A 16037-nucleotide genomic window follows, 5' to 3' on the forward strand; every position below is an offset into this window, starting at 1 on the left:
ACTGGGGCAAAAAATACAAGATCATCGGTGTGGTGCAGGATATGGTGATGTCGTCGCCATATGAGCCGGTTAAGTCGTCGATATTTTTGCTGGATAATGATCCGGGCGGACTTGTCGATATTCGCTTAAACCCCAAACTGAGCGCCCATGATGCCATCGCTCAGATAGAGACAGTTTTTAAACAATATGCCCCCGGTAGCCCGTTTGAATATAAGTTTACCGACGAAGAGTATGCTCGCAAGTTCACCAACGAAGAGCGCATAGGCAAACTGGCGGGTTTCTTTACCCTGCTGGCTATCTTCATCAGTTGCATGGGCCTGTTTGGTATGGCATCATTCATGGCCGAGCAGCGTACCAAAGAAATTGGCGTACGTAAGGTACTGGGTGCATCTGTATTTAGCCTGTGGCGGTTAATGTCGAAGGAGTTTGTGATCCTCGTATCGATATCTTTATTATTTGCTATACCCACAGCCTACTACTTTATGGAGGGCTGGTTGCAGGAATATAAGTATCGCGCCGTATTATCCTGGTGGATATTTGGCCTTACCGCAATAGGAGCTATTGCAATAACGCTGCTGACTGTAAGCTATCAAAGTATAAAAGCAGCCTCCATGAACCCGGTAAAGAGTTTGAAAACGGAATAGAGAGGTTAGTGGTTGGAGATTAGAGGTTAGATGGATTTCGGATTTGGGATATTCGATTTCGGAATTTTTTCTGAACCGGGATTAAACAGATTTAGGGATTTAGCGGATTGGTTCTACATGCTGCTAATTCTATAATTCAATAAATTCGAGTGCAGACAGCATTAAATAAAAAAGAGCTGAAGGATTTTCCCTCAGCTCTTTTATGTTTTTTAGCTTTCTGCTTTAAGCCTTCGGCTTTCAGCTCAATTAGCAATATTGTTCAAACGCGTCGATCAGGTTATCGGCAATCATTTGTGCCGGGCGACCTTCTATCTGGTAACGTTCAATGATATGCACCAGTTTGCCGTCTTTAAATAAGGCCATAGCTGGTGATGACGGTGGGTAAGGCAGCATATAGTTACGTGCAGTATCAACAGCTTCTTTTTCCATACCGGCAAATACAGTTACCAGTTTATCGGGGTGTTTACCGTTTGCAGCGGCAATTTTAGCAGCCGGGCGTGCATTTGCTGCAGCACAACCACATACCGAGTTCACCATTACAAATACTGTACCTTCGCTTTCAATAGCGTTTTTTACAGCATCGGCATCTTTTAATTCTTCAAAACCAACCCTGGTCAGATCTTCCCGCATCGGGGCTACTAAATATTCCGGATACATCATTTCTTTTTGCTTTACAATAAAATCAGTATCACAAAAATAAGAAATGATACTTGGTTTACGTTTATAAAAACACAATAATAACAATTGGTTGACTATTAACGTAGAAGGCTATTCTATTGATAACCTGTTTACATACATTTAATATTGTTTTATTAACAGTAATTTTTAACTTGCATTCCCTAATTTATTTGAATTTGATGAAACTTAAAACATCTGATATTAGTACTGTTGTTATCATCAACAAAAATCAGCAGCATACAAAATCATTACAAATAAAAACCAAGCACCTTAACAGGCTTAAACATTATGCCTGGAGCATGGTAGCTGTTGTAGCAGTACTTGGCGGTTTGGTGTTTTATCTTCATCATAAAAGCGCTGCGCAGGAAGCCGAAAACCTGCAATTACAGGCACAAATAGCTAAACTTAAAGGTACTATGCCGGTGGTTAAAGCACAGGAAAATACCCAGGGTACGGCGCAATCCTATATCCAGTCTATCGAAGTAAAGCTTAAAACCATAAACGAATATTTAAGAAGGCGCGGCCTTAAGGGATTTGCCGTAAAAGGCACCGGTGGCAGCGGTAATAATGAGGCAGCCAAACTTCCGGATACCGAGGCTTACAGCCTGTACGACGATTATCTTAAACACTTAACAAGCACCATTGCGTTTACGCCAATGGGCTACCCGAGGATAAGCTCATTTACCTCATTTTTTGGTTACCGTAGTGATCCTTTTAATTCAGAACATGCCGAATTTCATCCTGGTATTGATTTCCAGGGCCGTCGTGGTGATGAGGTAAAATGTACTGCCAGCGGTAAAGTTGTTTTTGCAGGATGGGCCGGCGGTTATGGTAATTGTATCAGGATCCAGCATATCAACAACCTTGAAACCCTGTATGGTCACCTTTCAAAAATTGAAGTGAAGGTTGGTCAGCAGGTTACGGTGGGCGATAATATAGGCAAAGTGGGCTCAACCGGCCATTCAACAGGTACACACCTGCACTACGAGGTGCGTAAAAACGGTAGACCAATTAACCCTGTAAACTTTTTAACCCTGAATAAATAAGTTCCAGGTCGGAAGTCTTAAGTTCAAAGTCTTAAGTCGGGAGTCGATAGGTATTATTGCTTCTTTTTGACTTAAGATTCATGGCTACAGACTTAAGACTTATAATTCACAAAAACATGGCTATTTTTTCTAAAAAAGACAAGGTTGCGCTGGACCTGCAGGCAATATCAACCCTCATTAGCGAAGGCAGTGTATTAGAAGGTAACCTGAAAGCTCCGGCATTTGCACGTATTGACGGATTGGTTAACGGTGATGTAAATGTTGATGAGGGCCTGATCCTGGGCGAGAAGGGGGAAGTTAGAGGTAATATAACTACCAAAGAAATATTTGTCTATGGTTCGGTAACGGGTGATATTAATACTTCATCACTTGAAATAAAAGCTACAGGCCGCATCACCGGCGACATCAGAACGCAAAACCTGGCCGTTGAAAATGGCGGGGTTTATAACGGCAACCTGGCCATGCAGCAGGCAGAGAAGCAAAAGCAATTGCAGGCGTAAGCACTGTTTTTGTTTTGATGACGAAATGCGTATCTTTATATTATTATGACTACGATGACTTTAAATGTGCCGGATGCACTTGAAAAAGAGCATGATGAAACTGTGCGTTTTCTTGCCGCCAAGTTATATGAAGCCGGTAAATTATCGTTAGGGCAGGCTGCCGAGATGTGTGGAATGGCCAAGATTGATTTTCCGGCGGTATTGGCTGAGTTTAATGTAAACTATATACAATACAGCTACGATGATATATTGGCGGATATAGCCCGGATCAATGGTTGAATATGCTGTTATTACTGACACCAGCTGTTTGATTTTGTTAGATAATATTCAAGCACTCCACATTCTTCAATCCGTTTATAATCATATCCTAACTACGCCGGAAGTTGCCGCTGAGTTTAAAAAATCTCTGCCTGAGTGGATACAGGTAATGCCGGTAAAAAACAGCCAATTAATAACTACTTACAGTTTGCAAGTTGATTTAGGCGAGGCGAGCGCTATAGCTTTAGCTCAGGAAGTTCCGGATGCTTTACTTATCGTAGATGATTTTAAAGGCAGGCGTCTTGCAAGCCAGCTTAATATTAAATTCACAGGTACCCTGGGTGTTTTGATCACTGCTAAACAACAACGTAAGATCCCTTCACTAAGGCCATATTTTGAATTGATTAAGTCAACCAATTTTCGAATCGATCCATTATTATTAGAACGGATATTGAAAGACTTAGAAAGTTAATACTTGTTGGCCTTTTTAGTTGCAGGCTGATTTATTGGATATCCTCAAGCGCCGAAACCAAACATTTCATTTTCACGAGGATATAAGTTAACTTTGCACTCTCAAAAATAAAATCGATATGTCATCAGTAGAAACTGCATTCGTTAAATACAAAGTAAAAGATCTGTCGCTGGCAGAGTGGGGTCGCAAGGAAATTGAACTGGCTGAGGCTGAGATGCCTGGCTTAATGGCTTTACGTAAAGAGTATGGTCCGAGCCAGCCGCTTAAAGGTGCAAGGATTGCCGGTTGTTTACACATGACCATCCAAACTGCTGTTTTAATTGAAACCCTGATCGCGCTTGGTGCCGAAGTTACCTGGTCGTCATGTAATATATTCTCCACCCAGGATCACGCTGCTGCTGCTATTGCTGCTGCCGGTATTTCTGTTTACGCCTGGAAAGGCATGAATGCCGAAGAGTTTGACTGGTGCATTGAACAAACTTTATTTTTTGGCGAAGACCGCCAACCGCTTAACATGATCCTTGACGATGGTGGCGATTTAACCAACATGGTATTGGATAAATATCCTGAACTGGTTGCTGCTATCAAAGGTTTATCAGAAGAAACTACTACCGGTGTACACCGTTTATATGAGCGTGTAAAAGCAGGTACCCTGCCAATGCCGGCTATTAACGTTAACGATTCGGTTACCAAATCAAAATTTGATAACAAATACGGTTGCCGCGAGTCATTGGTTGACGCTATCCGCCGCGCTACCGATGTAATGATGGCCGGTAAAGTGGCTGTTGTTTGCGGTTATGGCGACGTAGGTAAAGGTTCGGCCGATTCATTACGCAACTCAGGCGTACGTGTTATCGTTACCGAAATTGATCCTATCTGTGCTTTACAAGCAGCTATGGAAGGCTTTGAAGTTAAAAAGTTAGGTACTGCTATTACTGAAGCTGATATCGTTGTTACTGCAACCGGTAACAAAAACATCGTTCGTGAGCAGCACTTCCGTGCATTGAAAGATAAAGCTATCGTTTGTAACATTGGTCACTTTGATAATGAAATTGACATGGCCTGGTTAAACGGTGCTTATGGCAATACCAAAGTTGAAATTAAACCACAGGTTGATAAATATACTATTGAAGGTAAAGACGTTATTGTTTTAGCCGAAGGCCGTTTGGTTAACTTAGGTTGTGCAACAGGTCACCCAAGCTTTGTAATGAGTAACTCGTTCACCAACCAAACCTTGGCTCAATTGGAACTTTGGACAAACGGTGGCGCATATGAAAACAAAGTTTACACCCTGCCAAAACACCTTGACGAAAAAGTAGCCCGCCTGCACCTTGCTAAAATTGGTGTTGAGCTGGAAGTACTTGACCAGGATCAGGCTGAGTACATTGGCGTAACGGTTGAAGGTCCGTTTAAACCGGAGTATTATCGTTATTAATCTTTATTAGGTTAAAGGCAAAAGCTGTAAGGTTTTTTGCTTTGAAATATATGAAAGGCATGGTTTTTTGACCATGCCTTTATCATTTATATTATTTTGATGAGCCTGAACTTGTAAATATGTTCATAGAGTAACCTAACTGTATCTGGGTAAAATTGTTGTTGAAAGTATGCCCGTCAAATAACCAGCGGAAACGGAAAAACATCTTTGATTCGTCGTTGGTTTTTATAAATGCATCGAAATTAAACTGGCTCAGTCCGTTGTTTTTTTCAAACTTATATTCATTGTTAAATGCTTTTTGAATAATGTAAGCAATGCCCAGATTAGCTCCCCATCTGCTATCAGGTTTAAAAGATAGCTGGCTACTAAACGACATGAATCCGTTATTAACAGCCGTCGATTTATTGGTGGCTGTATCCTGTATCCTTTGTACCCTGGTACGATACCAAAAAGTACCAACATCTAAAACATTCCAGGTGATTTTACTTTGCGGGTATGCTATTTTAAAAACGCCTGTGGTTATGCCGAACGATGCCAGTTGATACTGAAATTGTTTAAGCGGATTGACATTCCTGGTTAGCGATGAAGCATCATCCAAAACAAGAAATTTGTTGTTCCCATCCAGCTTTGAGAATAATAATTTAGGTTCAATTGAAGGTACAAAAGTGTAATATCCTGATTTGTATTTTTCATTAGGTATTCGGATAACATCATACGGGATATTGCGGGCAAATGACATAACATTTTCGGGATTACGATTTATGTAATTTATTGCTTTGGCTGTATCAGTAAATACTTCGGTTTTATAGGTATTAACGAACCATACAACGTTATTTATCTTACTCCCCTTGTTTTTTTCTATATAAGAAGATGCGCTTTTTGAATTTTTGAACCAGATGATTTTGTCTGATTTTCCGGCTGATTTTACAGCCCATACCCCTGTTACTTTGTTTACCTGGCTGGCTGGATATTTTTTTATATAAGCTTCGGCTCCGCTTGAATCGGCAAAGGCCATGGACGAATTTGTTTCCTGATCTATGGTCACCTCCCAATTACCGTTAGTAGTTTTTACAAAATTGTTGGGATTATTTTTTACAAAGTTTTCGGCAGCTACCGAATCTGTGAAAGCCTGCTTTTGCCTGGTTTTTACCAAATATTTTGAACCATTCTTAACAATATTGGCACCTGCGTGTTCCCTAACATATCTTTCGGCGCTAAATCTTTCGGAAAATAACAATGTATCTTTACCTTTTTGATCGGATTTGACGAGCCAAGCCCGTTTTAAAAACACCTGGTAAGTTGAGATGTCATTTTTTGATATTGTATCTGCTTTTTCATTTTTCTTTTCTTTGGGGCTTATGTTAAGTTTTCTGAATGTGTATTCTCCAAGGTCATATTTGGAAAGATCGTTTTCATCCTCTTTTTCTTTTTTCGAATGAAGAAAATTCCATAAAACTGAAATTGGCTTGTAAAGGGTATTGATATTAATTTTGCGCCTGGCTTCTATTTGCAAAAGACCATTTGGCTGTTCCTGGTCAAGTCCAACAAAATCAGAAAAAGCTGAAAGTGATAGAATTTGTGATCTTTTTTCCTTTTTCAACTCAACAATAGATGATTGGGGTGTTAGGGTAAAGGTTCTGTTTGAAGGGCTGTAATCTTCCTTATCGTTTTCTAAAATGATATTAAACTCCAATATATCCGAAAATAACAGGTATCTGTGCAACCCTTTTATTCCGTTGCAGTTAAAGCTGTAAAGCTTAATATTGGCAAGTTTTTCGGCATCGTGTTTTCCAGATATGCTTATGGGTTGGGTGTTTTTAAACTCAAGAGAAGCCTGCGGGTTACCGGGTACTTCTATCCATACTATAATGTTTTTAATTGTTCCGTCTTCGGTTTCAATATCAACACTTTTTACCTTGTGTCTTATTAAAGGATAGCTTAACGGCGCGTCGTAGTAATTTGAAGAATTTGAAATAAGGATGCTGTTAACAGTTGTTTTCTTTAATATCATGTGTGCGGTTACCGGCTCGTCATCTAAAAAATCAAGTTTAGTCTGGATCGAAAAAAAAATTTCAAGAGCTTTTTTGTTCATCGTTTCAAGACTGTCCTTTGCCGGTTTCCCATCTTTAGAATCCAATTCGGTTTTTAAATTATATTTAGTGTTTAACTGATGAAGAAAAGATGTTGTGAACACATCTTTTGTAAATTCATCAAATATCTCAATGCCGATTGCTGGTTTGGAGCTGCTGCTTGTTGTTACCGGTGTGGCAGTACCGGCCGAGTCTTCTTTCGTTTCAATAGCAGCATTGGCACTTAACGTAGTATCGGTATTTAAGGCGGAATCCGCATTTAATTTTGGCGCGTTGGTGAGACTGTTAATTGAAAAAGAGAAGTTGTTGCTTGATAGCTTATTGAACTCATAATTGTAGGCCTGGCCAAATAACACAAAAGAGCCGACAGCTTTTTTAGTTTTTACCTGGGCAATACTGTTATTCGTTACTCCTAATAATATTATTATAAACAGGGAGAAACATCTTGAAAAAAAACGATTCGGAAAATACTCTTTAATTGAAAAGTTACTGTATGGCCTCGCTAAACAGGTAACAATGTGGTTGACTTTTAACATTAGTAATAAGGTGTTTATAAAGCTAATGAGAATGTTTTAAAAAAAAAATACCCATAAACCGTTATATTACATTGGTATATTGCTTAAAATATTGATGTGATAATTTGGATAAATATACCAGGTGATAACATTACATCACTATTTTATGCCCGGACTTTAGTATTGAGGCTTAAGAAATAGGTGAAGTCAATTACCTTGTAATATTTAATCCATTTGGTTTGGCAGCCTCAATCTGCGGGTCCACATTAAAAAAGTGAAACCGGGTATTAACATTTCGGCTGTTTATTTTGAAGCATCACCTCTGTTATATCATCATAAAGTTCGGGTGCAACAGGATGAACTTGACAAAGGGTTATAACAAGCTTTTCATTAGTCATTACTCGTAAATCGCACAACAACCAATACTACCGCCAATCGATCTCGTCAGCGTGTTTACATAAGTCATTTTTATTGTGAATCTTTACGTAATTAATATGAAAAACTGAGAAATTAATACCTATAAATACCGCCTGATACAAAAGAAATAAATTGTAACAAACATGATACAGATATGGAAATTTCATATTAAATTTACAATTCAATAACGGGTATCTATACCCGGATTTGTGATAAGGTTTAGGTTTAAAGCCCCATGCAGCGAGTGCTATGGGGCTTTTATTTTGCCTGGATGGCTTAACTTTTTTTAACAAATAGCCAGGTTTCTTTACCGTAACTTTAATCGCAAATCTAAACTGCCATGCGTATTAAACTGCTATTTACCTGTTTGTTGTTCATTTTATTAAAATGTACCTGTTATGGTCAGGAGGCTGCGCCTGCATATACTTTGCTTAAACCCGAAAACTGGCATATCGAAACATTTGTGCTTCCTCCGCAATTTGCAGCTACCTTGCCCGTTAAAGGTATCGAGGATATTCGCTTTTCGCCCGACTGGGCAAAAAAAGGTACAGAAGGTTACTGGACTTATGGTTTTTTATGGATAATTACCAATAAAGCCCCTTTTACCAAAACTCAACTTGAAAAATACATGTGCGATTATTATACAGGGCTGGCAAAGGCCAATTTAAAAAAAGCAAAAATTGATACTGCAATAGCAACACCCGTAAAGGTAAAACTTCGAAATATCAAAGCGGGTAATACCGATACTCAAACTTTTGAAGGTAAAGCAGAAATGACTGATTATATGACACAAGATTCGCTGATCCTTAATTTCCGTATCCACGTTAAAAAGGCGAAGTCTGGCAGTAATGTTACTGCTGTTTATTTTGAAGCATCACCACAACCTTACAAGCATAAAATTTGGGTGCAGTTGGATGAGCTTGATAAAAGTTTATGACATGGAAAGCAGACTTACGAAGTTTTCAAAACTTCGTGAGTCTGTGCAGTGGTCTACATATTGACACTGTCAACCGCCACTGCAAGCTGCTAACTGAACTCACGGCGCTTCGCTAAATTCCTCGTCAACACTCTCTCGCAGATCATACAATAGCCATTGTTTACCTGCGATTGATCGTGTTTTTGATTGAAGCAGTTTAATGAAATCGTTAACGCCAACAGGTTCGTTGCCATTGCCATGTATCAATACAATACTGCCGTTTTGCGGTTGCTGGCCTTTGGCAAGCCAGGCATCGGTACCAACCGGAATAAGCCCGAAGTTAGTGATCTGATACACCAACTGCTGATCAGACACCAGGCCGGGGAAACGGAAAAATACGGAGGGGAGCAAGCCATTGTGCAGCATGGCCTGTTCAGTTTCCAGCACTTCGTAATTGATATCGGTGCCGGGTTCTAACAAAAAGTTTTCTTTTAGGGGAGCTTTCAGGCTTACCCGGTGATTAAAGGAATGATTGATCCAGGTAATATAGATCTCGCGGTTGGCTTGCATCTGTTTTAACCAGGCCAGGTCCTGCGGGTGCTGGCGCATCCAGATGCCGGTTACAGAGAGTGCGATAGGTACCGGTCGCTCTACCTTTTTAAATTCGGTAAAAATATCGGTGAAAATGCGTTTATCCAACGGGCGATGCGAAGGGCATAGGTCGGCAGTAAGGCTGATACCTGTTTGTTTGGGGATGCCGCTTTCAATACCTGCATCCTGGATATTTATGGATTGCTTTTCGGCCTTGGCAAGGGCTTTTTGATATGGAGTGCTCTTGAAAAATTCCCGTGCCTGCTCCATGCTCATGGGTTTAACCTGGTAAAAGCTGCTTTCGTTTATTTTGGTTTCAAGTGTTTGCGGGTTCACCATTAGCAGGTAATTACGCCCTTCATTGTCAAAACGGCGCAGGATCATCCAATCCTGCGGATAGTTATGCGCCCATCCGTAGTAAACTTTATAGTTCTCGATTTTACGGTAAATGGTTTGTGCCGATGTTTGCTCAATAAATGTAGCAAAGCAAAGAAACAGAGCCGGTATTAATTTAATTAATGTTTTGTTCATGAGGTTTTGCATTCCAGTTTTTCCCTGTGAGGAAAGAACTTGCGACTAATATCAGCATAAAAACAATTAGTACAATTGGCATTAAATGTTTAATGCTGTTGATAATTAAAGGATACCCACCGGCTTGATCATCTATACGAGGTACAGCATTTGGTAAAGCTGAAAGCGGGGGATATATTGTCCATCCGGGTTGTGGCAGTAATTTTATAAATACTGATAAATGATATAGCCAAATGAGTGATAAAAAGTTGGCTGTCACAAGGACGAGGTTTTGAAACCGTCTTTTGTAGCCTGCAAATCCTTCTTTAATAAGGTAAATTAAGGTTATCAACAAAAGCGATACTGGCAAAGTGATAGTTGAACGCTCAATAACAAAATAGGTATCATGTAATTGGATATCGAGTAATGTCTCGCTCGTTGATAGTTTTATAGTAAACCACGTTGCCGTAACAATCATCACTATTATTGCCAGCTCTATAATCAATTGTTTAGGTTTCATGATCTAAAGTTAAATATATCGGGCATTTTATCTAAATGATATATAACTTTGAAATATGACCCGTCTATCTGTCAACATCAATAAAATAGCCACTTTGCGTAATTCGCGCGGTGGTAATAACCCTGACCTGATCCAGGTTGCTAAAGACTGTGAACGTTTTGGCGCGCAGGGAATAACTGTACACCCGCGACCTGATGAACGCCATATCCGTTATAACGATGTGTTTGAGCTCAAGAAAATTGTTACCACCGAGTTTAATATAGAAGGCAATTGCCAGGAACAGAAATTCATCGATCTTGTATTGGCCAATAAGCCCGAGCAGGTTACCCTGGTACCTGATGTATTGGGGCAGATCACCTCAAACCATGGCTGGGACACCATTGCCAACTATCATTATTTAAAAGATATGATAGCTGTATTTAAAGATGCCGGGATCCGGGTTTCTATTTTTGTCGATCCTATTCCTGCCATGGTTGAAGGCGCCGCCAAAACCGGTACCGACCGTATTGAACTTTACACCGAAGGTTATGCTACCCATTTTCCGCAGGGGAAAGAACTGGCTATCGCTCCCTATATCGAGGCTGCAAAAGCCGCACAACAGGCTGGCTTAGGCATTAATGCAGGGCATGATCTGGACCTGCATAACCTGAAATACTTTGCCGGAAATATACCGGGCCTGCTTGAGGTAAGCATCGGTCATGCCCTGGTAAGCGATGCCTTATATTACGGTTTGGAAAATACTATCCAGATGTATTTGAGGCAGCTGGCGTTAACGGATAATGCTTAAACTGCCGGATAATATACCGCAGCCTGAGTTAAGACTAATAATATAATAGTAGCTGCCGCTGGGCAGCTGCTTTCCATTAAAGGTACCGTTAAACGGATGGCTGTATCCTTTTGAATCAAAAATGTTTTTTCCGTAACGGTTAAATATTTTCACGGTGGCTGCCGGGTAATTTTCCAGGCCGGCAATTTGCCAGTAATCATTGATACCATCGTTATTGGGTGTAATGGTATTGGCGATGTTAAGGGATGAGAGGCCAACGCTAACATCAACCTTTGTACGGATGCTTTCACAAGCATTACTAAACCGGCTTATATAATAGCTCCGGTTTGCAGTTACGTTCACTTTAAATTTACCATTAGCTTCCTCATCAAGCGGCGTAGCGTCGGTTTCATTGTCATAAAGCCTGTAGGTTGATGTTGCCACCGGATTACTAACCGGTATTACGGTTTCGCCGGGCCCGCATAGCTGGAAGCTGCTTACCGATGGGGGATCAAGAACAAGTTCCTGGTTAAGGAGGGTAATGTGATAGGGTACGGCGCAACCTTCCGGATCTATGGTGAGGGTATATGTTCCCCCGGGAAGCTGATCGATATCCAGGCTCGTTCCTACTATATCCCCGCCTTCATTTGTCCACCTTAATAACGGTGCGCCATCGTTAGTGTTTATTAGTTTTAATTTGGAGATGCTCCCATTTGCCGCATCGCAGGAAGCATTGATCTTTTGAAGTTCAGAGTCATCTATTCCGGGGTTTGAACTGGTTAAGGTTATCGGAATAGACCTTGCAAAGCATTTACCATTATAGCATTTGGCGAAGTAAGTACCAACACTTGCGTTTATTAGTTTATTCCCCCCTGATTGTACTAAATGATCCTGATCGTTATACCAGTCAACCCCAATAACATTCTTTAAATTTTGCAGGGTGATTGAACCATTGTTTTTAAAGCAGGTTGGATTAACTTTGATATAATCGGCTGCAGATGTTGAAATCACCGGTTGGGTATATTCAGATGAGCTATTGTTAAGCGTGGCATTTGCTACCATTTTTTTATTGTGAAGATCACCTGTAAACTTCCATTTGCCGTTTTCATCAGCAGTAATTGTGGTGATATATTGTACCGGGTTACAAACAGAACAATCTGTATTATCATTATAGACGTAAACGGCAGCCCCGGGTGATGCGGTTCCTGAAAATTCATCGGCGTTACTTACGAGTACATTAATATCAGGTATGGCTGTACCCTGCGAAATAAGATAAGGTATAGTATTGCACGAAATACTGTTTTTGGCTATAGTAATATTGGTTGATTGGACTGCATAGAACGCACCGCCATCATTACTGAAGATATTGATATCGTTATCATTATTATCGCCTATAAAAGCATTGTTGCATTTAAATAACGACATACCCGAATTACCTTGTGTACTGTTTGGTATGCTGATTTGTTTATTGCGTACAAAGAGGAATCCGTTTACCGATACAAACTGAAATAGTGCAGCGCAAAAGTCATTGTCGGTTACCTGCGTGTTACTCCCCTGAAACCGTGAAAGGATTGATCCGCCGCCACGGTTGTACTGCCCGTTCACATCAAGCGAAAGCGAATTGTTGATAAATTTGTTATCGATCCCGTTCAGGGCTATGGCTGTGGCAAGATAGTTTCTGTCTTTTAGAGCAGGACCTCCTACAGTCGAGTTATCAGCAGTGATGTCAAGTGCATACCCTAACTCAACAACATTTGTTCCTGATTCATCATAACCGATAAAGTTTGATTGGATAATGATATTATCATTGTTCTTTGAGTCGGTTAGCGAGTTTGTACCGCAATAAACACCATAGATATTATCGCAAAAAACATTTCCTTTATCCGGAGCTCCTATAGTGATGTTGGTGCAATCGTAAGCAGATATAGCCGTGAAAAGAAGGTTCCCATTGAAATTGATCAGTTTACTGCTGTAGCCTTTTACGCATAAGCCATATATTTCAACGTTGGTGGTTTCGGTCATAAGTAAGGCGGCAGCTTTAGTACCCGGGAAAGTATAGCTGATATCGGGTATTATATAGACCCTGGCATCGCTTCGGCCAAATTTTTGTCCGGGCTGTGTACTGCCGTCGATAATTAGATTTGAGGTAACCTCGGGAAGTTGCGTGTACAGCGTTATGGTTGGGTTGCCCGGCAAATTAAAATTAATAATATCCTGCTGAACTGTTCCGTTGGCGGCTGCTTTGGTAAGAGCATCACGCAATGTGCCCGGTCCGGTATCAGCATTACTTGTAACCGTAAATACAGTTGCCATAGCGCGCGAACCGGCCAGTGCCAGGAATAACGTAAACAGCAACAACCGGTGTTTCATGGTTGCGATTTGGGGCTTGAATGTTAGTTTATAATTAATTGGCAATAAGTTGGTTGATATTGTCCGATAGTAAGTTACGATTTTGTTGGCAATAACGCTACAATGCCAAATGAGTTGTTTACCTCGCCAGACTTTAGATTAATAAAAGGAGGAAATTTTGATATTTACCTGATGATTGTTAAACTCCCCGAAAGCAGGTTGCAGCTTTTACCGAGGTTTAAAATATAGTAATATACCCCTGATGGAAGTTTGCTGCCCTTGTAAGTTCCGTCAAATGGTACGCCGTATCCCTTTGATTCAAATACTTTTTGGCCGTACCTTGTAAATACTTGTACGATGGCCTGGGGATAGTTCTGAGCATTATTTATCTTCCAGTAATCGTTATTGCCATCGCCGTTTGGCGTAAATGTGTTAGGGATATCAATTGCCGACAAACTGATGGTGATTTGTGCTGTTGCCCGTTCGCTTTCGCACTGGCCATTAACCCGGCTTATATAAAAGGTGCTGTTGACTTTTGCACTGATCTTAAAAATACCATTTGTTTGCTCGTCCAGATAAGTTGGATCAGTTAACGAATTGTAGAGGCGGTACTTATTGCCGCCAGCCGGAGAGCTTACGGTTAATAAGGCTTCGCCAGGCGCGCACAATTGTAAGGGATTAATTACTGGAGCGTCTATGGTGCTATTCTGGTTGGAAATATTAAATGCTATGCCTGCTGAAGGGCTACATGTGCTGCTTCCGGAGTCGTGGACCTGAAGGCTGTAGGTGCCTTCGCCAACACCGGTAAGATCCTTTGACGTAGATAGATGATTACCAGCTTCATCAACCCATAAATAGGTGTAGGGCGGTGTACCACCTGTTACCTGGATGTTTTTAACACTACCGGTTTTTAATCCGCATTGATCGTTTGTTTGAATCATCGAATTACCATCTATTTGCAAAATAGGAATATCATTAACCGTAAAATCATGCGGATAAAGTGTTTCGCAACCGTTGGCATCGGTGAAATATACTTTATAAGTGCCGGGTTTAAGGCTTGGGATATTTAGGCCTGTACCCGCAGGCTGCCCTCCGGCGTCAATCCAACGTGCTGCTTTAACAAGGTTATCCGTTGGAATTACAGTAATTGAGCCATTGTTTTGGCCCGCGCAGCTATTATTAATGTTAGCGTTATAGTTAGGATAAACAGTAGCGGGAGCTGCATCAATAGTGTAAGCAAGGGTTGTTTTACTGCAACCAAAATCATTGCTTGCGGTAAGCTGATAGGTGCCCGCGGCAGCGTTTACAAGATCAGGCCCTGAATTTACTATATTGTTGTTGGCTGTGTTTACCCATTTATAATGGGTCGCTCCGGGAGCGATTATGCCTGTAATGCTGCCATTATTTTGGCTGCAGGTAGTGGGGGTGCGGGTTACATTGTTTTCATCAAGTGTTATGCCGTTAACTTCGGGTATCTCGATCTCAGAAGAATATACGGGGCCGCACTGGCTATCGTCGGTAACTTTTAACGTGTACATACCGGCCGGTTGCCCGGTTAGGTCATTGGTATTGGCTACTTCCTGATGCTGGGTGTTGAGCCAGCTATATTTTATGTTGCCGGTGCCGGTAACAATAATGTTTTTTATGGAACCTGTTGATTGGCCGCAGGAAGTTGATTGGATATCGGGGTGTGATTGATCGATGCCGGGGCCATCAACACTTTGAACAATTATAGGAGAAAGGGTTTGCGGACAACTGCCATCTAAGTTTGTAAAAGTAAATGTGTAATTCCCTGCAGGTACATTTGAAACCTCGGTACCGTATACTGTGCCACCCATATTTGCACCATGCCAGGTCAGAATAGCGGGGACATTAGTCTTTATACCCCAAATTAATCCATTAGAAGAACCACAGGATGCGGGCTTGACATAGAGATTACTAATATCAACAACCAGCGAATTATCTACTATTTGATACTGCTTGATAAGTTGGCATGGGGTACCGCTATTTATTTTCAGGGTATAATTTCCGGCGGGAACATCTTTCAAATCAATTGAGTTGCCGACCTGTTGGTTTTGTTCGTTATACCAGCTAATGCCCGTGGTATAAGGCGTTTTAATTCCGGTGATAGACCCTTTGGCTGTACATGTGAAATTAGTAATTATAACCTGTGAGTCGTCAATATTCAACCCGGTAAATAACCCTGTTAAATTATTTATGGTTGCCGATGCCATCACATAACCATTTACAGGCCCGTTATATGTCCATTTGCCATTTGCATCCGCCTTAACGGTTGTGAAATATTTTTTGGGGTTTGGCAAGTTACAGCT

14 protein-coding genes are annotated in these 16037 nt (G+C 40.9%); 8 read left to right on the forward strand and 6 right to left on the reverse strand.

Features of this window, described 5'->3' with window-relative positions:
• The coding region (locus tag VF500_RS06470; protein WP_330858879.1) for an ABC transporter permease at window positions 1–644 on the forward strand (644 nt) is incomplete at its 5' end.
• A 246-nt stretch (window positions 645–890) separates the two neighbouring features.
• On the opposite strand, the gene VF500_RS06475 is transcribed toward VF500_RS06470, so the two are convergent.
• Window positions 891–1301 (reverse strand): BrxA/BrxB family bacilliredoxin, encoded by a 411-nt coding sequence (locus tag VF500_RS06475; protein WP_112657918.1) that lies wholly within the window; start codon window positions 1299–1301, stop codon window positions 891–893.
• A gap of 200 nt (window positions 1302–1501) precedes the next feature.
• Between VF500_RS06475 and VF500_RS06480 the strand changes: the two genes are divergently transcribed.
• From VF500_RS06480 to ahcY, 5 genes are all read left to right on the forward strand, one after another.
• A complete protein-coding gene (locus tag VF500_RS06480; RefSeq protein WP_330858880.1) occupies window positions 1502–2368 on the forward strand; it encodes a peptidoglycan DD-metalloendopeptidase family protein in 867 nt (288 codons plus the stop codon).
• A 116-nt stretch (window positions 2369–2484) separates the two neighbouring features.
• Window positions 2485–2868, forward strand: coding sequence for a polymer-forming cytoskeletal protein (locus tag VF500_RS06485; protein ID WP_330858881.1), 384 nt, complete (start codon window positions 2485–2487; stop codon window positions 2866–2868).
• A 45-nt stretch (window positions 2869–2913) separates the two neighbouring features.
• Window positions 2914–3147, forward strand: a complete 234-nt coding sequence (locus VF500_RS06490) for a UPF0175 family protein (protein ID WP_330858882.1) — start codon at window positions 2914–2916, stop codon at window positions 3145–3147.
• Window positions 3140–3598: a DUF3368 domain-containing protein gene (locus tag VF500_RS06495; RefSeq protein WP_330858883.1), complete on the forward strand. Its 459-nt coding sequence runs from the start codon at window positions 3140–3142 to the stop codon at window positions 3596–3598. Before VF500_RS06490 ends, VF500_RS06495 begins: the two co-directional genes overlap by 8 nt.
• A gap of 118 nt (window positions 3599–3716) precedes the next feature.
• Window positions 3717–5033 carry an adenosylhomocysteinase gene (gene ahcY / locus VF500_RS06500; RefSeq protein ID WP_330858884.1) on the forward strand — a complete coding sequence of 439 codons (1317 nt, stop codon included), beginning with the start codon at window positions 3717–3719 and terminating at the stop codon, window positions 5031–5033.
• A gap of 91 nt (window positions 5034–5124) precedes the next feature.
• On the opposite strand, the gene VF500_RS06505 is transcribed toward ahcY, so the two are convergent.
• On the reverse strand, window positions 5125–7659 hold the full coding sequence (locus tag VF500_RS06505; protein WP_330858885.1) for a hypothetical protein: 2535 nt from the start codon (window positions 7657–7659) through the stop codon (window positions 5125–5127).
• Window positions 7660–8395: 736 nt separating this feature from the next.
• Here VF500_RS06505 and VF500_RS06510 point away from each other — a divergent pair.
• Window positions 8396–8992 carry a hypothetical protein gene (locus VF500_RS06510; RefSeq protein ID WP_330858886.1) on the forward strand — a complete coding sequence of 199 codons (597 nt, stop codon included), beginning with the start codon at window positions 8396–8398 and terminating at the stop codon, window positions 8990–8992.
• 99 nt (window positions 8993–9091) lie between these two features.
• Here the strand turns inward: VF500_RS06510 and VF500_RS06515 are convergent, their stop codons facing one another.
• Both VF500_RS06515 and VF500_RS06520 read right to left on the reverse strand, forming a co-directional pair.
• Window positions 9092–10093 (reverse strand): polysaccharide deacetylase, encoded by a 1002-nt coding sequence (locus VF500_RS06515; RefSeq protein WP_330858887.1) that lies wholly within the window; start codon window positions 10091–10093, stop codon window positions 9092–9094.
• On the reverse strand, window positions 10074–10592 hold the full coding sequence (locus VF500_RS06520) for a hypothetical protein (protein ID WP_330858888.1): 519 nt from the start codon (window positions 10590–10592) through the stop codon (window positions 10074–10076). Before VF500_RS06520 ends, VF500_RS06515 begins: the two co-directional genes overlap by 20 nt.
• Window positions 10593–10647: 55 nt before the next feature.
• On the opposite strand from VF500_RS06520, the gene VF500_RS06525 reads away from it, so the two are divergent.
• The gene (locus VF500_RS06525; protein WP_330858889.1) at window positions 10648–11379 is read left to right on the forward strand and encodes a pyridoxine 5'-phosphate synthase; all 732 of its coding nucleotides are present in this window, start codon (window positions 10648–10650) and stop codon (window positions 11377–11379) included.
• Here VF500_RS06525 and VF500_RS06530 read toward each other — a convergent pair.
• Both VF500_RS06530 and VF500_RS06535 read right to left on the reverse strand, forming a co-directional pair.
• The gene (locus VF500_RS06530; RefSeq protein WP_330858890.1) at window positions 11362–13728 is read right to left on the reverse strand and encodes a gliding motility-associated C-terminal domain-containing protein; all 2367 of its coding nucleotides are present in this window, start codon (window positions 13726–13728) and stop codon (window positions 11362–11364) included. The two genes, VF500_RS06525 and VF500_RS06530, sit on opposite strands and share 18 nt — an antisense overlap.
• A gap of 164 nt (window positions 13729–13892) precedes the next feature.
• On the reverse strand, window positions 13893–16037 hold a 2145-nt coding region (locus VF500_RS06535), incomplete at its 5' end, for a gliding motility-associated C-terminal domain-containing protein (protein ID WP_330858891.1).

The sequence above is a fragment of the Mucilaginibacter sp. genome, from assembly GCF_036383575.1.
Lineage (GTDB): Bacteria > Bacteroidota > Bacteroidia > Sphingobacteriales > Sphingobacteriaceae > Mucilaginibacter.

Bases quoted from the DNA above. Each gene is read 5' to 3' on its own strand.
- VF500_RS06495 (WP_330858883.1), top strand. From the start codon at position 3,140: ATGGTTGAATATGCTGTTATTACTGACACCAGCTGTTTGATTTTGTTA.
- VF500_RS06480 (WP_330858880.1), top strand. From the start codon at position 1,502: ATGAAACTTAAAACATCTGATATTAGTACTGTTGTTATCATCAACAAA.
- VF500_RS06515 (WP_330858887.1), bottom strand. From the start codon at position 10,093: ATGAACAAAACATTAATTAAATTAATACCGGCTCTGTTTCTTTGCTTT.
- VF500_RS06485 (WP_330858881.1), top strand. From the start codon at position 2,485: ATGGCTATTTTTTCTAAAAAAGACAAGGTTGCGCTGGACCTGCAGGCA.
- VF500_RS06520 (WP_330858888.1), bottom strand. From the start codon at position 10,592: ATGAAACCTAAACAATTGATTATAGAGCTGGCAATAATAGTGATGATT.
- VF500_RS06505 (WP_330858885.1), bottom strand. From the start codon at position 7,659: ATGTTAAAAGTCAACCACATTGTTACCTGTTTAGCGAGGCCATACAGT.
- VF500_RS06510 (WP_330858886.1), top strand. From the start codon at position 8,396: ATGCGTATTAAACTGCTATTTACCTGTTTGTTGTTCATTTTATTAAAA.
- ahcY (WP_330858884.1), top strand. From the start codon at position 3,717: ATGTCATCAGTAGAAACTGCATTCGTTAAATACAAAGTAAAAGATCTG.
- VF500_RS06490 (WP_330858882.1), top strand. From the start codon at position 2,914: ATGACTACGATGACTTTAAATGTGCCGGATGCACTTGAAAAAGAGCAT.
- VF500_RS06530 (WP_330858890.1), bottom strand. From the start codon at position 13,728: ATGAAACACCGGTTGTTGCTGTTTACGTTATTCCTGGCACTGGCCGGT.
- VF500_RS06525 (WP_330858889.1), top strand. From the start codon at position 10,648: ATGACCCGTCTATCTGTCAACATCAATAAAATAGCCACTTTGCGTAAT.
- VF500_RS06475 (WP_112657918.1), bottom strand. From the start codon at position 1,301: ATGTATCCGGAATATTTAGTAGCCCCGATGCGGGAAGATCTGACCAGG.